Raw genomic sequence first — 16,917 nt, 5'->3', positions numbered from 1 at the left:
ATTGCATTCATTTAGTATCTCATTCCTCAATCTATCTGTTCGTTGAGCAATTAATAATGTACTCATAAATTAGAAGTATTAATGGTGGAGGGATTGAGCCTATCCAATCTTGTTTTTTGGGTTATGGGTACAGGAATTTATATATCTGTATTTTTACTATTTGATAAATAGTTGTAGTAATTATAGAATGTTGTGAATATTTACATTCAGGGTGTATATTATTCAACACATAATTATAGGGAAATTATTGCATTAGGCACTACACACCCGATATTGATGATACAGAGTTGCTACCCAGAATAAAGAGAGGAAATAAGATGGATAAGATTAAGCAAGTAGCTATTGTGGGAGGAACTCATGGTAATGAATTTACAGGAGTTTACCTGGTAAAAAAATTTGCCAATTCACCACAACTAGTTAAAAGAGAGAGTTTCAATACTATGACTATGCTTGCTAATCAACAAGCATTTAAACAGGTAAAAAGATATGTGGGAAAAGATTTAAATCGCTGTTTCTTAAATTCTGATTTACAGAATGAAAATCTGGCAACTATGGAGGAAAAACGAGCAAAAGAAATTAATCAGATTTTCGGCCCAAAAGGTAATGCTAAGGTTGATTTTATTTTAGATTTACATAGTACATCTGCGAATATGGGATTATCTATTATTCTGGTTAATCACAAACCATTTAATCTCCGAGTCGCAGCATATCTCAGTACTATCAATCCAGAGGTGAAAATTTATAGTTGGACTGAATTGGGTAAAGAAAATTGCTTTCTAAATTCCTTGTGTGATCGCGGTTTTTCCATTGAAGTGGGACCAGTTGCACCAGGTAGTTTAAATGCTGCTATTTTCCAAAAAACAGAGCAGTTAATTTATGAGATGTTGGATTACTTGGATGCTGACAATCAAGGTAATTCTGGAGAGAAAATTACTGTTATCAATATATATCAACATTTAAGGGTAGTGGATTATCCCAAAAACTCGGCTGGAGAAATTGAAGCGATGATACATCCCCAGCTACAAGGAAGGGATTATGAACCATTACATCCTGGGGATCCTATGTTTATTAATTTTGATGGTAAAACTATTTTTTATGAAGGAGAATACACTGTATATCCTTTATTTATTAATGAGGTTGCTTATTATGAAAAAGGTATAGCTATGTGTTTGACTCAAAAGAAAATGCTGGAAATAAATTATTAATTTGGCATTGGGAATTACTAATATAAATTAAAACAAGTAGAGACGTGATATATCACGTCTCTAATGAATATTAATCTCATGTAAATGCACCTGAAATAAATTTATTTTACTGTTCTTTAGTTCCATTAGGGCCGTTGAAATCTTTCGAGTAAACACCTAAAGCTGCAAGTCCACCAGAAGTAATATATTTACAGAACTGAACAAAAGTAGCTTGTTCCCCACCAAAAGTACTAGGGGAGAAAGCGACAAATCCAGTAAAAGATAGAATTACGCCAATTGCAGTTGTTCTCCAGTTCTTAAAAAGTGCCTCTGAAGCTGCTGTATTGGGTTGAGATTTATGCTGATGAGGATTGGGTGGTTCAGAAGTATTGGTTATTTCTGTTTCAGGTATAGAGGCAGTTTTTGTAGTGTCTGACATGATGAAAATTCCTTGATTTTTTAGTGCTAAATTGATAGAGAATGTATTCCTAAATTGCTGTTATACATTAAACCAAGTCCATTCCCAATCATTCCAGAAAAGTAAACAAATAAATCTCTACCTTTGCTAAAAAGTTAGAGATTTGTACCTGATATTTAATTCTGAACAAGGATTAAACAGATTACACAGATCCGTGTAATCCGGAAATTCGCGATCGCTTTATTCATCAATTTGCCAAGAATCTAAACTTAATAACTCATCCAGAATTTTTTTCGGACGCATAATTACTAAAATGCGACCCAATAAATTTAACTCAGGGGTATTTTCAAACCACTGAAAGTCTAATTCTCCACCATTATCTACTACAAAATAGCTGCCAACTTCCCATTCCCGTTGAGCGCGATCAATAATTACCATCACCTGTTCTGGTGCGGCTTTAGTTTGGCTGGGAAAGCGATCGCTATTACACAAAATCACCATCGGATCTTCAGCACTTAGTACCACTTGCCATCCTGGTAAGGGAACCCAGGCTTGCTCTCCGGCAAATTTAACTATACCAAATGGTTCGATTCCTTCTACTAAGGGAACATTCTGCAAGTCTTGTAGTGTTAATGGTAACTCGCCCACTACTGGTACTATGCGGGGCATTTCTGCCTCAGAATCAGGACGGTAAAAGGGGAGAGTGGGTGCGGGTCGTTTGGGATCGACGGTAAAATCTGTCAGTAGTTGTTCTATTTGTTGTCTTGCGGTGGGGGTCTGAACAAATTTTAAACCCCTAGCGATGAGACGCGATCGCACTTGTAAATCTGAGTTTTGCCGCGCCAATTTCAAACATTGATAAGCTACTGCATCCCCTGGATGTTGGGAAAACCCTTCTGGTAGGTTACGAAACCGGGAAAAATCTTTAATAGCTCTGGCGACTTCCCGCGCTTCATCACAATCAATTTGATACTGAAAAGTCAATTCTGCTGCTGCTGCTCGTTCTTCTTGGGTGAGCAAACGCAGTTCATACAAAACATCACTACCTCTGGTAGAGTAGTGCGATCGCGCAGCTTCAGATACCCCTACTTTTTCTACAGAAGCATAAACCTGTGACCCCACAATCACCTGATTTTGCTGAATCGGCTCAAAGCCTGTTTCCTCAAAAATATCCTGGGGAGTATACCCAGCCTTTTGTAAGTAAGCACAACCTTGTCCCCATTCGACCCAAGTACCTTGTTTTTGCCGTAATTTTCGGATTACTTCGGTAATTTCTTCAGTTGGTGGATTCTGAGAATTTTCAGGATTAGGTGGCAGATTGGTCATAATTGAGGCAGCAAGACTTTTGAGTACCAAGTATTATTTTATGGTTAAATGCTGCAATACAACGCCTAATTTTGCATCAATCTAATATTAAGTATGGCATTCCGGCCTGCCTAGCACATTCTCCATCTCTATCATCGCGATCGCCAATTAGTAAGCAATCTTCCACTGCTACCCCCAAAATATCAGCAGCAATCAATAATCCTTTGGGATCTGGTTTGAGTTTACCGACATTTTTATCTGTAGCACTCACAATACATTGAGGAAATAAACCCAATTTTTCTAACTTGGCGGCTGCTGGATAATCGGAAAAAACCCCAGTAGCAATACCGTTAATTATCAGCTTATGAAATAGCTCTAATACGTCTGTACGACGACAATGATACATATATTTTAAAGGAACCTGAAAAATCCATTTGTCTACTACTTGACGCACCTTTTCTGGTGAAGAATGGGTTTTTTTTGCAGCCCATTCATATTGAGCATTTTCTACATCATCCACCACATCCAAGGCGTGTTTCTCCCTTTCTCGCATAAAATCGGTAATAATTTGAATATCTCCAACTTTTCCGGGATTTCGTAGATAGTAATTAATTATTTCCAGCCGCACCATGTTATATATTTTTTTGAGATGATATAAAGTCCCATCTACATCAAAAATCACTGCTTTGATTTTTTGAGAATCAATTTTTATTTCTTCTCGTTGAATCACAAAAATATCCAATAAATTCATTCGCATAATCCAAACATGTTAGTTAGTATAATCAAGGATGATTTAATAAAAAATGAGGGGGGAATTAGTGTTGTATTTTTCATTATTCCCCAGAACACTAAAGCTTAATAATTAATGGATATTATTTAATATCCATAAAAGTGCCGCCAATAATTTCTAATTGGTTGAGAAATGTGTACTCCCAAACAAAATACAACGTAATAAATAATCATTGACAAATAACCAATAAAGGTTCTTTGAATGAAAGGATCGAACATAAATGCTATTAGCAGCCCCACAAAAAATACAATTTGTGTCCAAAGCATAATATTACCTTGATAAGCTTTGAGTGCCGGACGAGTTTCTTTCCAATTATCTATATCTTTTTCTACAATCCTCCTAACAGATAAGAATCCAATTCCCATACATAATGCTGCAAACACTAATAAATTAGGTACAAAGCCATCTGCAACTAAAAACGTACCTAGAAGTAGTCTAGTAGGCATAGTAATGGCATTGAAAAATAATTCTAGGTAAGGAATATTTCTGGCTACCAATGAATAGAAGAGATTAATGCCAATAAAAGCAATATAAATTAGTCCAATGTTTGTACTGAAGTAGAAAAAGCCAAACAATAATCCTATACTAATTAAGCATATTGCTAAGATACTAGCCGAAGTTTTACTAATTCTTCCAGAAGGCAGAGGACGATTTCTTTTGAGAGGATGTTTAGAGTCTTTCTCCAGATCTGTAATGGCGTTGATAGTGTAAATACCACCATAAAGGCACACATTAAAAGATATGTACATTACAAATAAAGAAAATATGAGTTTCGCATCAATTTGTTCAGCGAAGGTGGCAGCACCTAAAATAACAAAGGCAAAATTGAGATGAAATTTAAGCCTAATAATTTCCAGAAAGTCTCTAAATGATTCTTTCTTGAAAAAGGCTAGTGATTTTCCGATGAATGAGTACATGAGATATTTGAACTAATAAATATACGTTGGTTAATTGATTGATTTTTCATCTTCAGAATTTACGCATCTATAGATAACTGAAAATATCATTTTGTGGCTAATTTTTGTTGGCAATATGACAATATAGATTCACTCAATTTTCAGATTGAGCAATTACTATATATGAGAAATATCTATATTTACTAAATTGCTGCTAGCACAAATAATGATCAATGGGCATGTCTATAGTCTTCAAGTTCCCCATAAATTAAATGAATGTCCAATATCATGCCCGGATGACAGTTAATACATATATTATCTCAACCAATAATATAGATATTGTTCATATTAATCAGATTTGTAAAATATAAATAAATCTCTATATTTAATTAGCTAATAATACAGCTTTTAAAAAGTTAAGAATTGATGATTTGATGATGGTTTATTTATAATTTTTTTACCAGCATGACTTAATTTGATACTTCTCTACTTGCCTATTATTTATGGACAAAGCAAAATAATTGTGCGGCGAGGCATAACCACTCTTTCGCAATAATTCATTTCTTGATGCGGTCATTCATTGAGTAAATCCCTAAGACCTTGCTGTATGGGTATTTCAAGCCTCTGAATTTAGGCATGAGGTGACAATCCAAAATCTAAAATCCAAAATTGTTATGACTGGTCAGCACACAAGAGGGTGAGGAATTTCTATAATTGTGGAGATTACACGGGACAAATCTAAGAGGCATTTGATATTAATGAACGGCAAAAAATTAACAAAAACAACTAGAGCAATCGCTAAATATACGCTCGCCATTCTTACCTTCACTTCTTTTATCATTCCACCTAGCTCTGTCCAAGCAGAAACTATCTACCCCAAATCCCTCCATATTGCTCAAACCGCAACACAGCAAAAGCTTCCTCAGCCTCCCAAAATTAAGTTAACAGATGAACAAATAGCCAAAATCAAAAAAATTCTTGAGAAAAGAAAAGTGGACATGGAAGGTGTATTAACAGATACACAGAAACAAAAAATTAAGGCTGCTATCGATGCAGGTCAACCTCCTAGACAAGTTTATGCCAGCATCAAACTGTCCAATGATCAACAGTTACGTTTGCAACAAATTTATATTGCTTCTGAAAAAGACAAAGAAGATGTGCTGACGGAGTCACAAAAACAACAAGTAAACGAATACCGCAAGAAAGTTCGCCAGCATCGACAAAAATTACAACAGCAGCAAAAAAAGTAATCCCATTTTGAAAAAAGAATGGGACAGATGGTTAGGGGCACGGCATGGGCCAATCCTTTAATATATAAAATGATCTTACTGGTGCCGTGCCCTTACGAAAAATGGATGTGTCGCAAACATTGTTTGAATTGGTATAACTTTCGAGAAAAAATAGATCAGGTTGGCAATATTGCCAACTTGACACTCAAGTCCCGTGAGCAAAAAATATCTAGTATTTCCAAAACATACCTGTCAATCAAAAATTGCCTTAGTATTGTTTAAAGTCAGCCCCCACGAGTGATTTTGCCCACAACCAAGTATAAAAATACTTCTTCCCAACTCCCAACTCCCCATTTTCCAGCTAGTGTTTAGAAAATGAGTCAGATCAGCTAAGATAATTAAGCAACTGTGAACCGAACAGAATAGGGAAACACCGGTGTAAATCCGTGGCTGTGCCGCAACTGTGAAAGAATGATCAGTAATGAGTTATGAACTTTAACTCACTCTACCTCCGAATCATTGTCTGAGCCAGAACACCTATTTGTTTATGATATCCTCTATTTTCTGCGTTGCACGGAAAAGGAGCCTTGAGCAAAAATGTCTATTATTGATAGCGGAATTGTTACCGACTTGGAGTCCATAAGTAACCAAATTCCAGAATTGCCCCCTTTACCCATTCAACGTCCATTGTTGATGATTGGGCATGGTACTAAAGACACAGAAGGAAGACAAGCCCTACTAGATTTTGCGATCGCTTATCAAGCCTTAGATCGATCCCGTCCAGTTCTCCCTTGTTTTTTGGAACTAACTGGACCCACAATCCAAGAAGGGGTAGATGAGTGTATTAATAATGGCTACACGGAACTTTCTGTATTACCAATCCTGTTATTTGCAGCCCGCCACAATAAATTTGATGTTACCAACGAATTAGACCGGGCTAGAGCCAAATATCCCCAACTCAAGTTCCATTATGGGCGGCATTTTGGTATTACCCCTGGCATTATCGAATTATGGCAACAACGATTAGCACAGCTAGATAAACCAGAACACAATCCTCAAGGAATCTCCCGCGCAGATACGGTACTATTATTTATTGGTCGTGGTTCCAGCGATCCCGATGCCAATAGTGATGTTTATAAATTGGCTCGCATCATGTGGGAAGGTAGTGGTTACTCCACAGTGGAAACTTGCTTTATTGGTATCACCCACCCCAGATTAGAAGAAGGTTTCCGTCGTGCTAGGCTTTATCAACCAAAACGAATTATTGTCTTACCATACTTTCTGTTTACTGGTGCATTAGTGAAAAAAATCTTTAATATCACAGCCCAACAACAGGAAGCACACCCAGATATTTCCATTACCTGTTTGCCAGAAATGGGTTTGCATCCCCAGTTGTTTTCTGTATTGCGATCGCGGGAAGTTGAAACCCAACTGGGACAAGTACAAATGAACTGTGAAATGTGTAAATTTCGTCTGACTGCAAAGGGAGATACCCACCATTACCATCACCATCATGGACATGATCATAGCCATCACGGACATGACCATTCCCATCCCCCCGTAGACCCCTATGCAGATATAGAACAGTACCATCAAAGGATTTGGAAAGCATTGTAATTGAGGGAAGGGGGGAAGGAGTGAAGGAGTGAAGGAGTTAGGGAGTGAAAAAATATAATTCCAAATATTTCGTCAGCTCAACTAACAGAAATGTTACAGGAATAAAAATCAAAATTTTTTGAACATGTCTAAAGAGTTTGTCATTGGTAGTAAAGTCCGTGTAGTAGCTTTACCTAACTACATAAAAACTGCTGAACCCATGCCCATGCTTCGTCCCCCTGATTTAATTCATTTAGGGGAGGAGGGTATTGTATTAGACCGTCGCCCTGGTGGATATTGGGGTATTCGTTTTGCTAATGGATCTTTTCTTCTGGACAGTGAGTACATTGAATCAATAGAAGACACAGCAGAACCACAAGCAACTGATAACGGCGAACAAAACCCCATTTCGGAGAACTAATAAAATAGAGTAAAACTATCAATTATTTCTATTTCCCACACTTCCCACACTCCCCACTCTCTCACTCTCTCACTCTCTCACTCTCTCACTCCCCCACTTCTTCACTCCCCCACTCCCTCACTCCCTCACTCCTCCAACAAATCCTCCAATGCAGCTGCTACAACCCGGTGATCTGTATCTTGTCGGAGTTGTTCTAACGCTTCTCTTGCTGGCGGCTCGTCAAATTGTTTCAAAGCATAAGCAACATGGATCCGTATCCGTTCTGATTCATGGCTAGTAAGTAAGAGCAGTTGAGATAATGCGAGTACGCGCTGATTAGTACTAGATAACATCCCCAAGGCATCAACAGCCGACTCCCGTACTGTTGTGTCTTCACCCTTAATAGCTTCTAGGCATACATCAAACAATTCTTCATAACATTGTAAATCTGCTAATGCTCCGAGAATACTGCGACGAACTAACCAATGATCATCTTTGTAAAAAGCTAATACTAGATGGGAGGCTGCAACTCTCCCGAATAATGAAAGGGAATTAGAGGCTTCTGCTCTGACATTAGGGTTATCATCAAATTTCATAATTTGCATCAAAGCAGCGAATGATTCTGCTGTTTGTTGCTTACCTAAACCCATCGCCACAAAAGAACGTACCAAAAATTCTTGATCCCGTAATTTACTGGTTAGTAATGGTACAGCAACATCAGATTCATAATCTTTAAGAGCAGAGACAGCTTTGAGTCGATGCTGAAAATCTGGATTATTTAAATTTTCTTCAATTTTATGGAGTTCCATGACAGCAATAGGGGAATATATTTCTTCAGTTAATCATATTTTTCAATATCTTGATTCTGGTTATCAGAGTTTTCGGTTGGACAAATTAACCATCGTTAAAGTTTATCTATTAGGGACTATACCTGCATCACAATTACCAGAAGTGTAACGAGAGGGTGAAAGCCCCAGCAGAAATAGCAACACAGTTGCGCGTTTCGTCCTTTAGACAGGGGATGAAGCCTGGTACGGTGAGATTTATCCCACAATTGTTGATGGTGATACACTACCAAAACACGGTGAGAAACCCGTTGATTGGAAGTCTTCTGGTTGTAGAATTAAACGTGGTTTATTCCGCACTGCAACGAATTGGTACATCAATGCAGATTGTAATGGTGCAGCTAATATAATCCATAAAGTAAGCACAACACTTGGACTTGATTTGAGTGGAGTGTGTAGGGGTGCTTTGACTCATCCCACCCGGATTTATATCTGGGTGACAGCTAATCAGAAGCTACAGGACACGGTTTTAACCCTTCCCGTAGCATCTTTTTAGAATCCCCTCGCCCTTTAGGCAGGGGAGCAGTCAATTTTATGCTAGTAACAGAAAAGATAACAGCGAAAATAACTGAACATAGGAGAACTTGATGACAACCACAAAAGCAACGGCTCAAGATCTTTTCCGTGCTGCTTACGAAAACCGCTACACTTGGGATAATAATTTCCCCGGTTACACTGCGGAAATTACTTTTAAGGATGGAGAACAGGTATTTACAGGTAAAACTCGTATCAGCTCCGATTTAAAAGCGGAAGTCTTTGATGTAGACAACGAGCAAGCTCAAAAAGCAATTCATAATCAGTTATGGGAAATAGGAATTCACCGCATCCGTCGCAGTTTTGAAGATACCCACGGTGCAAACACCTTTAGCTATGGCGATACCGATGAAACTGGCGCGATCGAAATTTTTGTGGGTGGTAAGTCAGAGGGAGATAAATACAAGCTCCGTAATAATGAAGTATGCCTAGTTCATCGCCAAATTCACGGAATTGTGGTTACTATTAATACCTTTAGTAGTCATGATACTGGGGAAGGCTATCTTTCTCACCGTTATGATTCTGTATACCACGATCCCAAAACTGGTGAACAAAGGGGTGGAAAAAGCAATTTTGAAGATGAATATCAGAAGGTGGGTAAATATTCTATCCTCAATCGTCGCCAGATTAGCACTGAAACAGAAGGTAAAACCTTAGTCCAGGAATTTATCTTTTCTAATATTCAGTTATTAGATTAATTGGCGAAAACAGCCAATTAATATCAGCTTCACTGATTATCGCCAGGAATGATCAACAATACTTAGATACTTAATAAATTTCACCTCCGTATGGCTCAGGCTACACAGAGGTGAAATTGACTACCACATAAAATTATAAGCTGTGGATAAAACAATTATGGACTTTTGACTTATGACCGAAGAATAAAAGAATATAAGTCAAACCAACCAACCCTTAAGACGTTTAGCAATGTGGGGACGGCGCAATTTCCGCATAGCTTTACTTTGGATTTGTCTAACTCGCTCCCGAGAAAGGTTAAACATATTACCCACCTCTTCTAGGGTACAAGGTTCACTACTCGTCAAACCATAACGAAGGGAAATCACATCCTTTTCTCTTGGTGTGAGGACATCAGAAAGAACTTCCCAAATTTCATTTCGCATCATGGTTTCATTCATTCTGGCTTCTGGAGATAGATTTTCATCATCTTCCAGTAAATCCATGAGTTCCGTATCTTCTTCTTTACCGACACGATGATTCAGGGAAAGTGCTTGTCGCCGCAGTTGCTGTAGTTGACGAAGTTGGTTTGCGGGAATTTCTAAAGCATCTGCTATTTCCACATCGTTGGGGTTGCGCCCCAGTCTTTGTTTCAGCTCTCGTTGTGCTTTTTTGAGTTTGTTGAGCTTTTCGACAATATGGATGGGTAAACGTATTGTACGGGCATCATTAGCGATCGCCCTAGTAATTGCCTGTCTAATCCACCAATAGGCATAGGTAGAGAACTTATACCCTTTATCGGGGTCAAACTTTTCCGTCGCCCGATTTAAGCCCATAGCACCTTCCTGAATTAAATCTAGGAAAGGAACTCCTCGATTGAGATAACGTTTGGCGATGGAAACTACTAATCTCAGGTTGGAGCGAATCATTTTGCGCTTCGCTACCTTTCCCTGATACAAACGGTGTTCCAGTTGCTTTTCTGTCAGTTCCCAACACTGTGCTACTGTTTCTTTACTAGGTGAATACCCCAGCTTTTTGTTTAAGGAAGCTTGCTTAACTCTTACATCTTCTAAAAAGCGCACTCGCCGCGCTAATTCCACCTCCTCATCTGGTTTCAGCAGTGGGTAACGTGCCATTTCCTTGAAAAAAGCACCCACAGCATCATCATTCTCAGTCTTATTGTATCCCGAAGGTCTTGCTACCGCCATTTGACCCCCAAGGCTTTTATCTATATTTAAATTTTCTGCCAATGGGGATTCATTCTCTGCCACTGTTGCTAAACTTTCAAGATGATTGAGAAAGTTATCCTCATTCTCAGCAGCATTTTCTGTGATTTGTATTGGTCCCAATTCAGCAATATTCATAGTTTCCTTTGGGGATTTTTGCTTGGTTTGGTACATATATGTAATGACAGCTGCTCTAAGTGGCTTACTAGTCTCAACTGCGGAGATAAACACATTATCTTGCTAGCAAAGTATCAACATCTGATACTTAATTTATGCTTATCCTGGGGAATTTTATTTGTGTTGATGTTAGCCAGATTTTATCTTCTAGGACAAACTACAGTCTGTCTCACATTAAAGCCTAAAATAGTATAGTTTTGACTGTTTTACACTCAACACATATTTTCTCCTATTTGTGCGCTCACTTGCTAAAAATGTCTAATGTCCTCAATCAAAATTGCCTAAACTTAACAAATATAAAAAAACTCGGATCGTACCAAATTCTGAAATAATTATTTGTTTTTAAGGCATGTTTGGCTTTTTATGAACTTTTCCAGAAAATATGTCAGAGATTTTGAGTTTGGGTTTATGCATCCTGAAGACTTGAGCGTGAGTATATTGATTTGACTCTATCTACTCTAACAATATGTACCCTAATGAATAAGGATCTCATATACTGAAGCACTTGAATATCTATCAATAGAGGTAAACGATGGGGTGCAATTACATTAATAAACAAAATTAATAAAAATAATCAGACAATTTCTAGTTATCATTTGCATATCAATAGGTGCTGCATAGGATGAGATTTCTTTTTCCAGAAGATTACATACATAAAATGAAAATTATCAAGTATTATGTCTTGTGAAAGTATTGGTCACTACATTTTCTCCCAAAGAGTGCATATACTCAGGTGAAGTTAACTATGGTGAATTAAGCACTACGGAGTTTTTTTTAATTTATAAAAGAATTAGGAACTATGTATATTGATGGGGTAAATGTACTTCCTTTGGTGGTTTCCCAGCCAGGAGGAAACTATAACCTTGATAATAGGGGATCTGGCTGGATTGAAGTATTGGTAGATTGTCCAGGAGTTACAGGGCTATTTACCTATGGTTTACCTCCACAATTACAAGTCAAGCCGGGAGATATTGTGAGTGTGCCATTTGGGAGGCAAATTTTGGGGGGTATAGGGATTCGGCTATTGACTGAGCTTCCTAGGGATGTCCCCCCAGAAAAAGTGCGGAATGTGGAAGATGTGGTGAGTACGGGATTTTTTCCTCAAACTTATTGGGAATTACTCAATCATGTAGCTGCATACTACTATACACCCTTGATGCAAGTGATTAAGGTAGCTCTCCCACCTGGCTTGTTGGGGCGTTCCCAACGGCGCATTCGTTTAGTTAGGGAAGCAGGGGAGCAGGAGACAAGGGGGACAAGGGGACAAGGGAGACAAGGGGTTTTAGAAGCTGGATTTGCTCATTCGTCTGATTTTTACTCGGAAGCCGCTAGACAGATTTTGGATTTGTTGCGATCGCAACCCCAGGGAGATTACAGTTTTGTTTATCTACAAAGGCAAATTAGGGGTGCTTGGCGGGGTGTAAGGGAATTATTACAGTGTGGTTTGGTAGAAAGCTATTTAGAACCACCAAGATTTTCTCAACCTAAATTACAAAAGGCTGTCACCCTGCTCAAGAATACTTTTGAAAATGACTTAACCCCCCGTCAGCGAGAAGTATTAGGAGTACTCAGACAACGGGGTGGTGATATGTGGCAAAATGAATTGCTGCAAATTTGTCACGCCAGTTCCTCAATTCTCAAAAACTTGGCACAGAAGGGTTACATTATTGTTGATGACAGGGAAGTATTGCGAAATCCCGTGGCGGGAGAAGAAATAAAAGCAGAACAAATAAAATTACTCACACCAGCCCAAACTCATGTATTAGAAACTATTCAGGGGTTAGATGGTTTTGCCACAGCACTTTTACACGGAGTCACTGGTTCTGGTAAAACTGAAGTATATTTACAAGCGATCGCTCCTTTATTAGCCCGTGGTAAATCAGCTTTGGTGTTAGTACCAGAAATTGGACTCACCCCCCAACTCACAGATCGCTTCCGTAGCCGTTTTGGGAATAAAATCATCATCTATCATAGTGCCCTTTCTGAAGGAGAAAGATTTGACTCTTGGCGACAAATGTTAACAGGAGAACCCCAAGTAGTCATTGGTACTCGCAGTGCCGTATTTGCTCCCTTATCTAACTTGGGTGTAATTATTTTGGATGAGGAACATGACAGCAGTTTCAAACAAGATTCTCCCATTCCCACCTACCATGCTCGTACCGTTGCTCGATGGCGAGCAGAGTTAGAAAATTGTCTGTTATTACTAGGTACAGCTACACCCTCCCTGGAGACTTGGTTAAGCGTGAAAGAGGGAAGAGGGGAAAGAGGGACAGAGGGGAAGAGGGAAGGAGTGAAAGAGGGAAGGAGGGAAGGAGGGGAAGAGGGAAGGAGGGATGGAGGGAAAGAAGTAACATCTTCCCTCACACCATCACTCCCCCACACCATCACTCCCTCACACCATCACTCCCCCACACCATCACTCCCTCACACCATCACTCCCCCACACCATCACTCCCCCACACCATCACTCCCTCACTCCTCCCATTACCTCTCCCTTCCCGAAAGGATCAACTCCCGTCCTCTACCGCCTGTAGAAATAGTAGATATGCGGCAAGAATTACAACAGGGAAACCGTTCTATATTTAGCAGGGGTTTACAAACAGCATTACGACAAATGCAAGAACGGGGTCAGCAAGGTATATTATTTATTCATCGTCGCGGACATAGTACCTTTGTTTCTTGTCGTAGCTGTGGATATGTAATTGAATGTCCTCACTGTGATGTATCTTTGTCTTATCACCATACCGAGAAGGGCGCAACACAATTATTACGCTGTCATTACTGTAATTACGTACAGGCACATCCCTCAAATTGTCCAGAATGCAGTTCTCCTTATTTAAAATTTTTCGGTAGCGGAACTCAAAGAGTCGCCCAGGAATTAGCCAAACAATTTCCTGAATTGCGTTTCATCCGTTTTGATAGCGATACTACCCGTACCAAAGGAGCCCACCGTACTTTGTTAACTAGATTTGCCAACGGTGAGGCAGATTTGTTAATTGGGACGCAAATGCTTACCAAGGGTTTGGACTTACCCCAAGTTACTCTTGTAGGAGTAGTTGCAGCAGACGGACTACTACATTTATCAGATTACCGTGCCAGCGAACGAGCTTTTCAAACCCTAACTCAAGTGGCTGGGAGAGCAGGAAGAGGAGAAGATGTGGGTAGAGTAATAGTACAAACTTATACACCGGAACATACTGTCATTGAAGCAGTAAGAGAACATGATTATCATGGCTTTGTGGCAGGAGAATTAGAACAACGGCAAGCACTAAATTATCCTCCTTATGGTAGATTGATTTTATTGCGGTTAAGTAGTGTAGATCCTGTATTAGTACAAAATACTGCCCAAATAATAGCTACAGCCTTACCACAGCAAGAAGGTTTAGATATATTGGGGCCCGCACCTGCCAGTATTTTGCGAGTAGCTAATCGTTATCGTTGGCAAATCCTGCTGAAAATCGCCCCAGACAATTTACCTGATTTGCCCAAGTGGGAAGATATTCGCCAACTCTGTCCTCCATCAGTGAGTTTGACGATTGATGTAGATCCAGTCAACATCATGTGAGCTACACCACTTGGAAGGTTTCTCTAAAATCTTTGTTGTGAAAAGATTTTAGAGGTTGAGACAAGATACCATTTAAACGAAACTACGCTGTTTCAGTAGTTTTTGAGAATATTAACCTTCCAAGTCGTGTGAACTAACAGAATTTGCCGGAAATTTATCACACCACAAAAAATAACAGATGCAAGGATTTTAAACCTAAAATCCTAATCTCCTTGCACTTATTCCCTAACAAAATAGCCTCAAAGCATTGATAAATCAATATTTTTCAGTTATTCAGCAGACCCTAAGTAAAAATGGCATTAGTGAATCGGTGTTCTAGAACGAGAATATTTTAAGTATTTTTAACCCCTGCATCCAAGTGCTGATTTTTTGTCACCATTGTATATATACCCCCAAATAGAATTAGGGTGTGACTTATGGAGCCAGTAGAACTAACAGCAGCAGCGATCGCCACTCTTGTGTTAACCAAAGCCATTGAAAAATCAGGTGAAAAACTGGGAGAATCGGTTCTTGAGCGAGGTGGGAAGTTACTATCCTTACTCAAACGCAAGTCTCCTAATACTGCAACTGCTATAGAAAAGGTGGTAAAGAATCCAGAATTAGCTACACAGCAACCACTGGATTACGGTGAAGCAGTGTTAGTGGAGAAGGTAGAAAAAGCTGCTCAATCAGATACGGAAATTGCGGCAATGGTTCAAGCTTTAGCAAATACTTTCAAATCCCAGCCTTCCACCATTCAGAATTTTACAAAGCTGGCAGAAAAAATTGCTAATCTCTACCAAGCACCTGTCAAGATTGAGAAACAAGAATTTAACTTGTGACTACAGTCGCCCGGATTGGGAACGGGTTATTTACCATCCCAAGTAGTGCAACCACCATTCTACGTTCCTAAGCTTGATGGATCTTCTATTTTTGTTAAACGTACTGAAAATATTAACGAAGTAGTCAGTGAATTGTTTCAACATAAATCCGTGACAGCTTTGTGGAGTCCCCATTGCTATGGTAAAACTACCTTAGCTAAGATGGTTTGTTATGAACCTCGTATCAAGCAATATTTTACTGGTGGTATTTTTTGGATTGAAATTAGAGATAATTTAGATGCAAAGAAAGCACTTAGAAAATTATATAAAAACTTGACGGGTTATTTTGTAGAAGATGTTGAACCATATGATTTAGTTCAACAGTGGAGTCAGAAACCTACTTTGGTTGTATTAGATAATGTAGAAACCAAAGATGAATTAACTTTATTTTTAGATAGCTCTGGAGAATCATGTCAATTTTTAATAACTACTCAAAGGTTAGATATCTTCTCTGACTGTAATGATTTGAAGTTAATAGATTTAAAGCCTTTCGATAAAAGAGAGTCGGTTGCGGTGTTAATAAAGCCTTTTGAAGGTAAAGCTGAAATTGACAAAAATGACCAAAAAAAAGTCGAAGAATTAGCAGATTTACTCTATGATTGGCCTATTTTATTAAATTTAGCTTTGAAGGATATTCAAGTACAGATGAATATGCCTCATCCCCCTGCACCAAAAATTGTCATAGATAATCTTATAAAGAAGATAAAAGATTGGACGAATTTCGATCATGAAAATGAGATATTTATGACTATAGAAGAAAGCTTAAAATATCTCACCAGAGAACAAAAAGAATACTTTCAAGAGTTATTTATATTTTCGGCAGATATAGATATTCCCTGCTCTATTATTGAGAAAATTTGGAATTTATCAGAGATTAAAGTGGATGTTCATACTCTATGTTGCAAGTTATACTACTTATCACTTCTAAAAAAATATGATATTGGTCAACAGGTTATTCAACTACATGAACATCTGCGGCGATATTTTATTAGTAATAATGAAGTTAAAAAATTACTTGCTGAAACTAATAAAAAATTTGTTGAATATTATGTAAAACAATATAACCTAAATTCACCAAATGATCTACCGGATAATCTTCCATTACCAGAAAAGAATTTTTTATTGCGAGTCTATAAACATCATTGGAAACTAGCCCAAAATATTAATTCTAAGGCAGTATATTGATTATCTAAAACCTTTTTCTTCAGTCACTACTA

At 38.5% G+C, this 16,917-nt stretch carries 16 protein-coding genes; 9 read left to right on the top strand and 7 right to left on the bottom strand.

The features are described from left to right. Window positions 1-317: 317 nt before the first annotated feature. Window positions 318-1,205: an aspartoacylase gene (locus tag CALSC_RS14110; RefSeq protein ID WP_088241960.1), complete on the top strand. Its 888-nt coding sequence runs from the start codon at window positions 318-320 to the stop codon at window positions 1,203-1,205. A 106-nt stretch (window positions 1,206-1,311) separates the two neighbouring features. On the opposite strand, the gene CALSC_RS14105 is transcribed toward CALSC_RS14110, so the two are convergent. From CALSC_RS14105 to CALSC_RS14090, 4 genes are all read right to left on the bottom strand, one after another. Continuing rightward, window positions 1,312-1,623, bottom strand: a complete 312-nt coding sequence (locus CALSC_RS14105; RefSeq protein WP_235006791.1) for a hypothetical protein — start codon at window positions 1,621-1,623, stop codon at window positions 1,312-1,314. A 219-nt stretch (window positions 1,624-1,842) separates the two neighbouring features. Next, window positions 1,843-2,928, bottom strand: a complete 1,086-nt coding sequence (locus tag CALSC_RS14100; RefSeq protein ID WP_088241959.1) for a RuBisCO accumulation factor 1 — start codon at window positions 2,926-2,928, stop codon at window positions 1,843-1,845. Window positions 2,929-3,004: 76 nt separating this feature from the next. After that, window positions 3,005-3,664 (bottom strand): HAD family hydrolase, encoded by a 660-nt coding sequence (locus tag CALSC_RS14095; protein WP_088241958.1) that lies wholly within the window; start codon window positions 3,662-3,664, stop codon window positions 3,005-3,007. Window positions 3,665-3,783: 119 nt separating this feature from the next. Then, on the bottom strand, window positions 3,784-4,614 hold the full coding sequence (locus tag CALSC_RS14090; RefSeq protein ID WP_088241957.1) for a UbiA family prenyltransferase: 831 nt from the start codon (window positions 4,612-4,614) through the stop codon (window positions 3,784-3,786). A 737-nt stretch (window positions 4,615-5,351) separates the two neighbouring features. On the opposite strand from CALSC_RS14090, the gene CALSC_RS14085 reads away from it, so the two are divergent. The 3 genes from CALSC_RS14085 to sipA all read left to right on the top strand — a co-directional run bounded on the left by CALSC_RS14085 (window position 5,352) and on the right by sipA (window position 7,839). After that, entirely contained in the window at window positions 5,352-5,843 is a 492-nt protein-coding gene (locus CALSC_RS14085; protein ID WP_088241956.1) for a hypothetical protein, read from the top strand. Window positions 5,844-6,419: 576 nt separating this feature from the next. Next, entirely contained in the window at window positions 6,420-7,439 is a 1,020-nt protein-coding gene (locus tag CALSC_RS14080) for a sirohydrochlorin chelatase (RefSeq protein WP_088241955.1), read from the top strand. Window positions 7,440-7,563: 124 nt separating this feature from the next. Continuing rightward, a complete protein-coding gene (gene sipA / locus CALSC_RS14075; RefSeq protein WP_088241954.1) occupies window positions 7,564-7,839 on the top strand; it encodes a regulatory protein SipA in 276 nt (91 codons plus the stop codon). A 125-nt stretch (window positions 7,840-7,964) separates the two neighbouring features. Here sipA and CALSC_RS14070 read toward each other — a convergent pair whose 3' ends face one another. Beyond that, complete coding sequence (locus CALSC_RS14070) at window positions 7,965-8,627, bottom strand: HEAT repeat domain-containing protein (RefSeq protein ID WP_088241953.1); 663 nt, start codon at window positions 8,625-8,627, stop codon at window positions 7,965-7,967. Here CALSC_RS14070 and CALSC_RS26500 point away from each other — a divergent pair. Beyond that, a complete protein-coding gene (locus tag CALSC_RS26500; protein WP_159460621.1) occupies window positions 8,626-8,775 on the top strand; it encodes a hypothetical protein in 150 nt (49 codons plus the stop codon). The genes CALSC_RS14070 and CALSC_RS26500 overlap by 2 nt on opposite strands. A gap of 86 nt (window positions 8,776-8,861) precedes the next feature. Here the strand turns inward: CALSC_RS26500 and CALSC_RS27045 are convergent, their stop codons facing one another. Beyond that, window positions 8,862-9,029 (bottom strand): hypothetical protein, encoded by a 168-nt coding sequence (locus CALSC_RS27045; protein WP_200817635.1) that lies wholly within the window; start codon window positions 9,027-9,029, stop codon window positions 8,862-8,864. A gap of 221 nt (window positions 9,030-9,250) precedes the next feature. Between CALSC_RS27045 and CALSC_RS14060 the strand changes: the two genes are divergently transcribed. Next, window positions 9,251-9,895, top strand: coding sequence for a DUF3386 domain-containing protein (locus CALSC_RS14060; RefSeq protein WP_088241952.1), 645 nt, complete (start codon window positions 9,251-9,253; stop codon window positions 9,893-9,895). Window positions 9,896-10,093: 198 nt separating this feature from the next. On the opposite strand, the gene CALSC_RS14055 is transcribed toward CALSC_RS14060, so the two are convergent. Beyond that, complete coding sequence (locus CALSC_RS14055) at window positions 10,094-11,272, bottom strand: RpoD/SigA family RNA polymerase sigma factor (RefSeq protein ID WP_088241951.1); 1,179 nt, start codon at window positions 11,270-11,272, stop codon at window positions 10,094-10,096. Between the two features lie 802 nt (window positions 11,273-12,074). On the opposite strand from CALSC_RS14055, the gene priA reads away from it, so the two are divergent. The 3 genes from priA (at window position 12,075) to CALSC_RS14040 (ending at window position 16,885) form a co-directional block, all read left to right on the top strand. Beyond that, on the top strand, window positions 12,075-14,840 hold the full coding sequence (gene priA / locus CALSC_RS14050; RefSeq protein ID WP_088241950.1) for a primosomal protein N': 2,766 nt from the start codon (window positions 12,075-12,077) through the stop codon (window positions 14,838-14,840). A gap of 416 nt (window positions 14,841-15,256) precedes the next feature. Further along, window positions 15,257-15,661 carry a hypothetical protein gene (locus CALSC_RS14045; protein ID WP_088241949.1) on the top strand — a complete coding sequence of 135 codons (405 nt, stop codon included), beginning with the start codon at window positions 15,257-15,259 and terminating at the stop codon, window positions 15,659-15,661. A 45-nt stretch (window positions 15,662-15,706) separates the two neighbouring features. After that, window positions 15,707-16,885 (top strand): NB-ARC domain-containing protein, encoded by a 1,179-nt coding sequence (locus CALSC_RS14040; protein ID WP_159460620.1) that lies wholly within the window; start codon window positions 15,707-15,709, stop codon window positions 16,883-16,885. The last annotated feature ends 32 nt before the right edge of the window (window positions 16,886-16,917 follow it).

Origin of the sequence: Calothrix rhizosoleniae SC01 (assembly GCF_900185595.1) — a bacterium.
GTDB lineage: Bacteria > Cyanobacteriota > Cyanobacteriia > Cyanobacteriales > Nostocaceae > Calothrix_A > Calothrix_A rhizosoleniae.
The sequence above is the reverse complement of the archived record's forward strand: the minus strand, read 5'-3'. Positions and strand labels throughout refer to the sequence as shown.

What these genes read in the sequence shown, in the direction of transcription:
- CALSC_RS26500 (WP_159460621.1), top strand. Translation starts at nt 8,626, where the DNA reads ATGACAGCAATAGGGGAATATATTTCTTCAGTTAATCATATTTTTCAA.
- CALSC_RS14105 (WP_235006791.1), bottom strand. Translation starts at nt 1,623, where the DNA reads ATGTCAGACACTACAAAAACTGCCTCTATACCTGAAACAGAAATAACC.
- CALSC_RS14095 (WP_088241958.1), bottom strand. Translation starts at nt 3,664, where the DNA reads ATGCGAATGAATTTATTGGATATTTTTGTGATTCAACGAGAAGAAATA.
- CALSC_RS14080 (WP_088241955.1), top strand. Translation starts at nt 6,420, where the DNA reads ATGTCTATTATTGATAGCGGAATTGTTACCGACTTGGAGTCCATAAGT.
- CALSC_RS14070 (WP_088241953.1), bottom strand. Translation starts at nt 8,627, where the DNA reads ATGGAACTCCATAAAATTGAAGAAAATTTAAATAATCCAGATTTTCAG.
- CALSC_RS14090 (WP_088241957.1), bottom strand. Translation starts at nt 4,614, where the DNA reads ATGTACTCATTCATCGGAAAATCACTAGCCTTTTTCAAGAAAGAATCA.
- sipA (WP_088241954.1), top strand. Translation starts at nt 7,564, where the DNA reads ATGTCTAAAGAGTTTGTCATTGGTAGTAAAGTCCGTGTAGTAGCTTTA.
- CALSC_RS14110 (WP_088241960.1), top strand. Translation starts at nt 318, where the DNA reads ATGGATAAGATTAAGCAAGTAGCTATTGTGGGAGGAACTCATGGTAAT.
- priA (WP_088241950.1), top strand. Translation starts at nt 12,075, where the DNA reads ATGTATATTGATGGGGTAAATGTACTTCCTTTGGTGGTTTCCCAGCCA.
- CALSC_RS14060 (WP_088241952.1), top strand. Translation starts at nt 9,251, where the DNA reads ATGACAACCACAAAAGCAACGGCTCAAGATCTTTTCCGTGCTGCTTAC.
- CALSC_RS14045 (WP_088241949.1), top strand. Translation starts at nt 15,257, where the DNA reads ATGGAGCCAGTAGAACTAACAGCAGCAGCGATCGCCACTCTTGTGTTA.
- CALSC_RS14055 (WP_088241951.1), bottom strand. Translation starts at nt 11,272, where the DNA reads ATGTACCAAACCAAGCAAAAATCCCCAAAGGAAACTATGAATATTGCT.
- CALSC_RS14085 (WP_088241956.1), top strand. Translation starts at nt 5,352, where the DNA reads ATGAACGGCAAAAAATTAACAAAAACAACTAGAGCAATCGCTAAATAT.
- CALSC_RS14100 (WP_088241959.1), bottom strand. Translation starts at nt 2,928, where the DNA reads ATGACCAATCTGCCACCTAATCCTGAAAATTCTCAGAATCCACCAACT.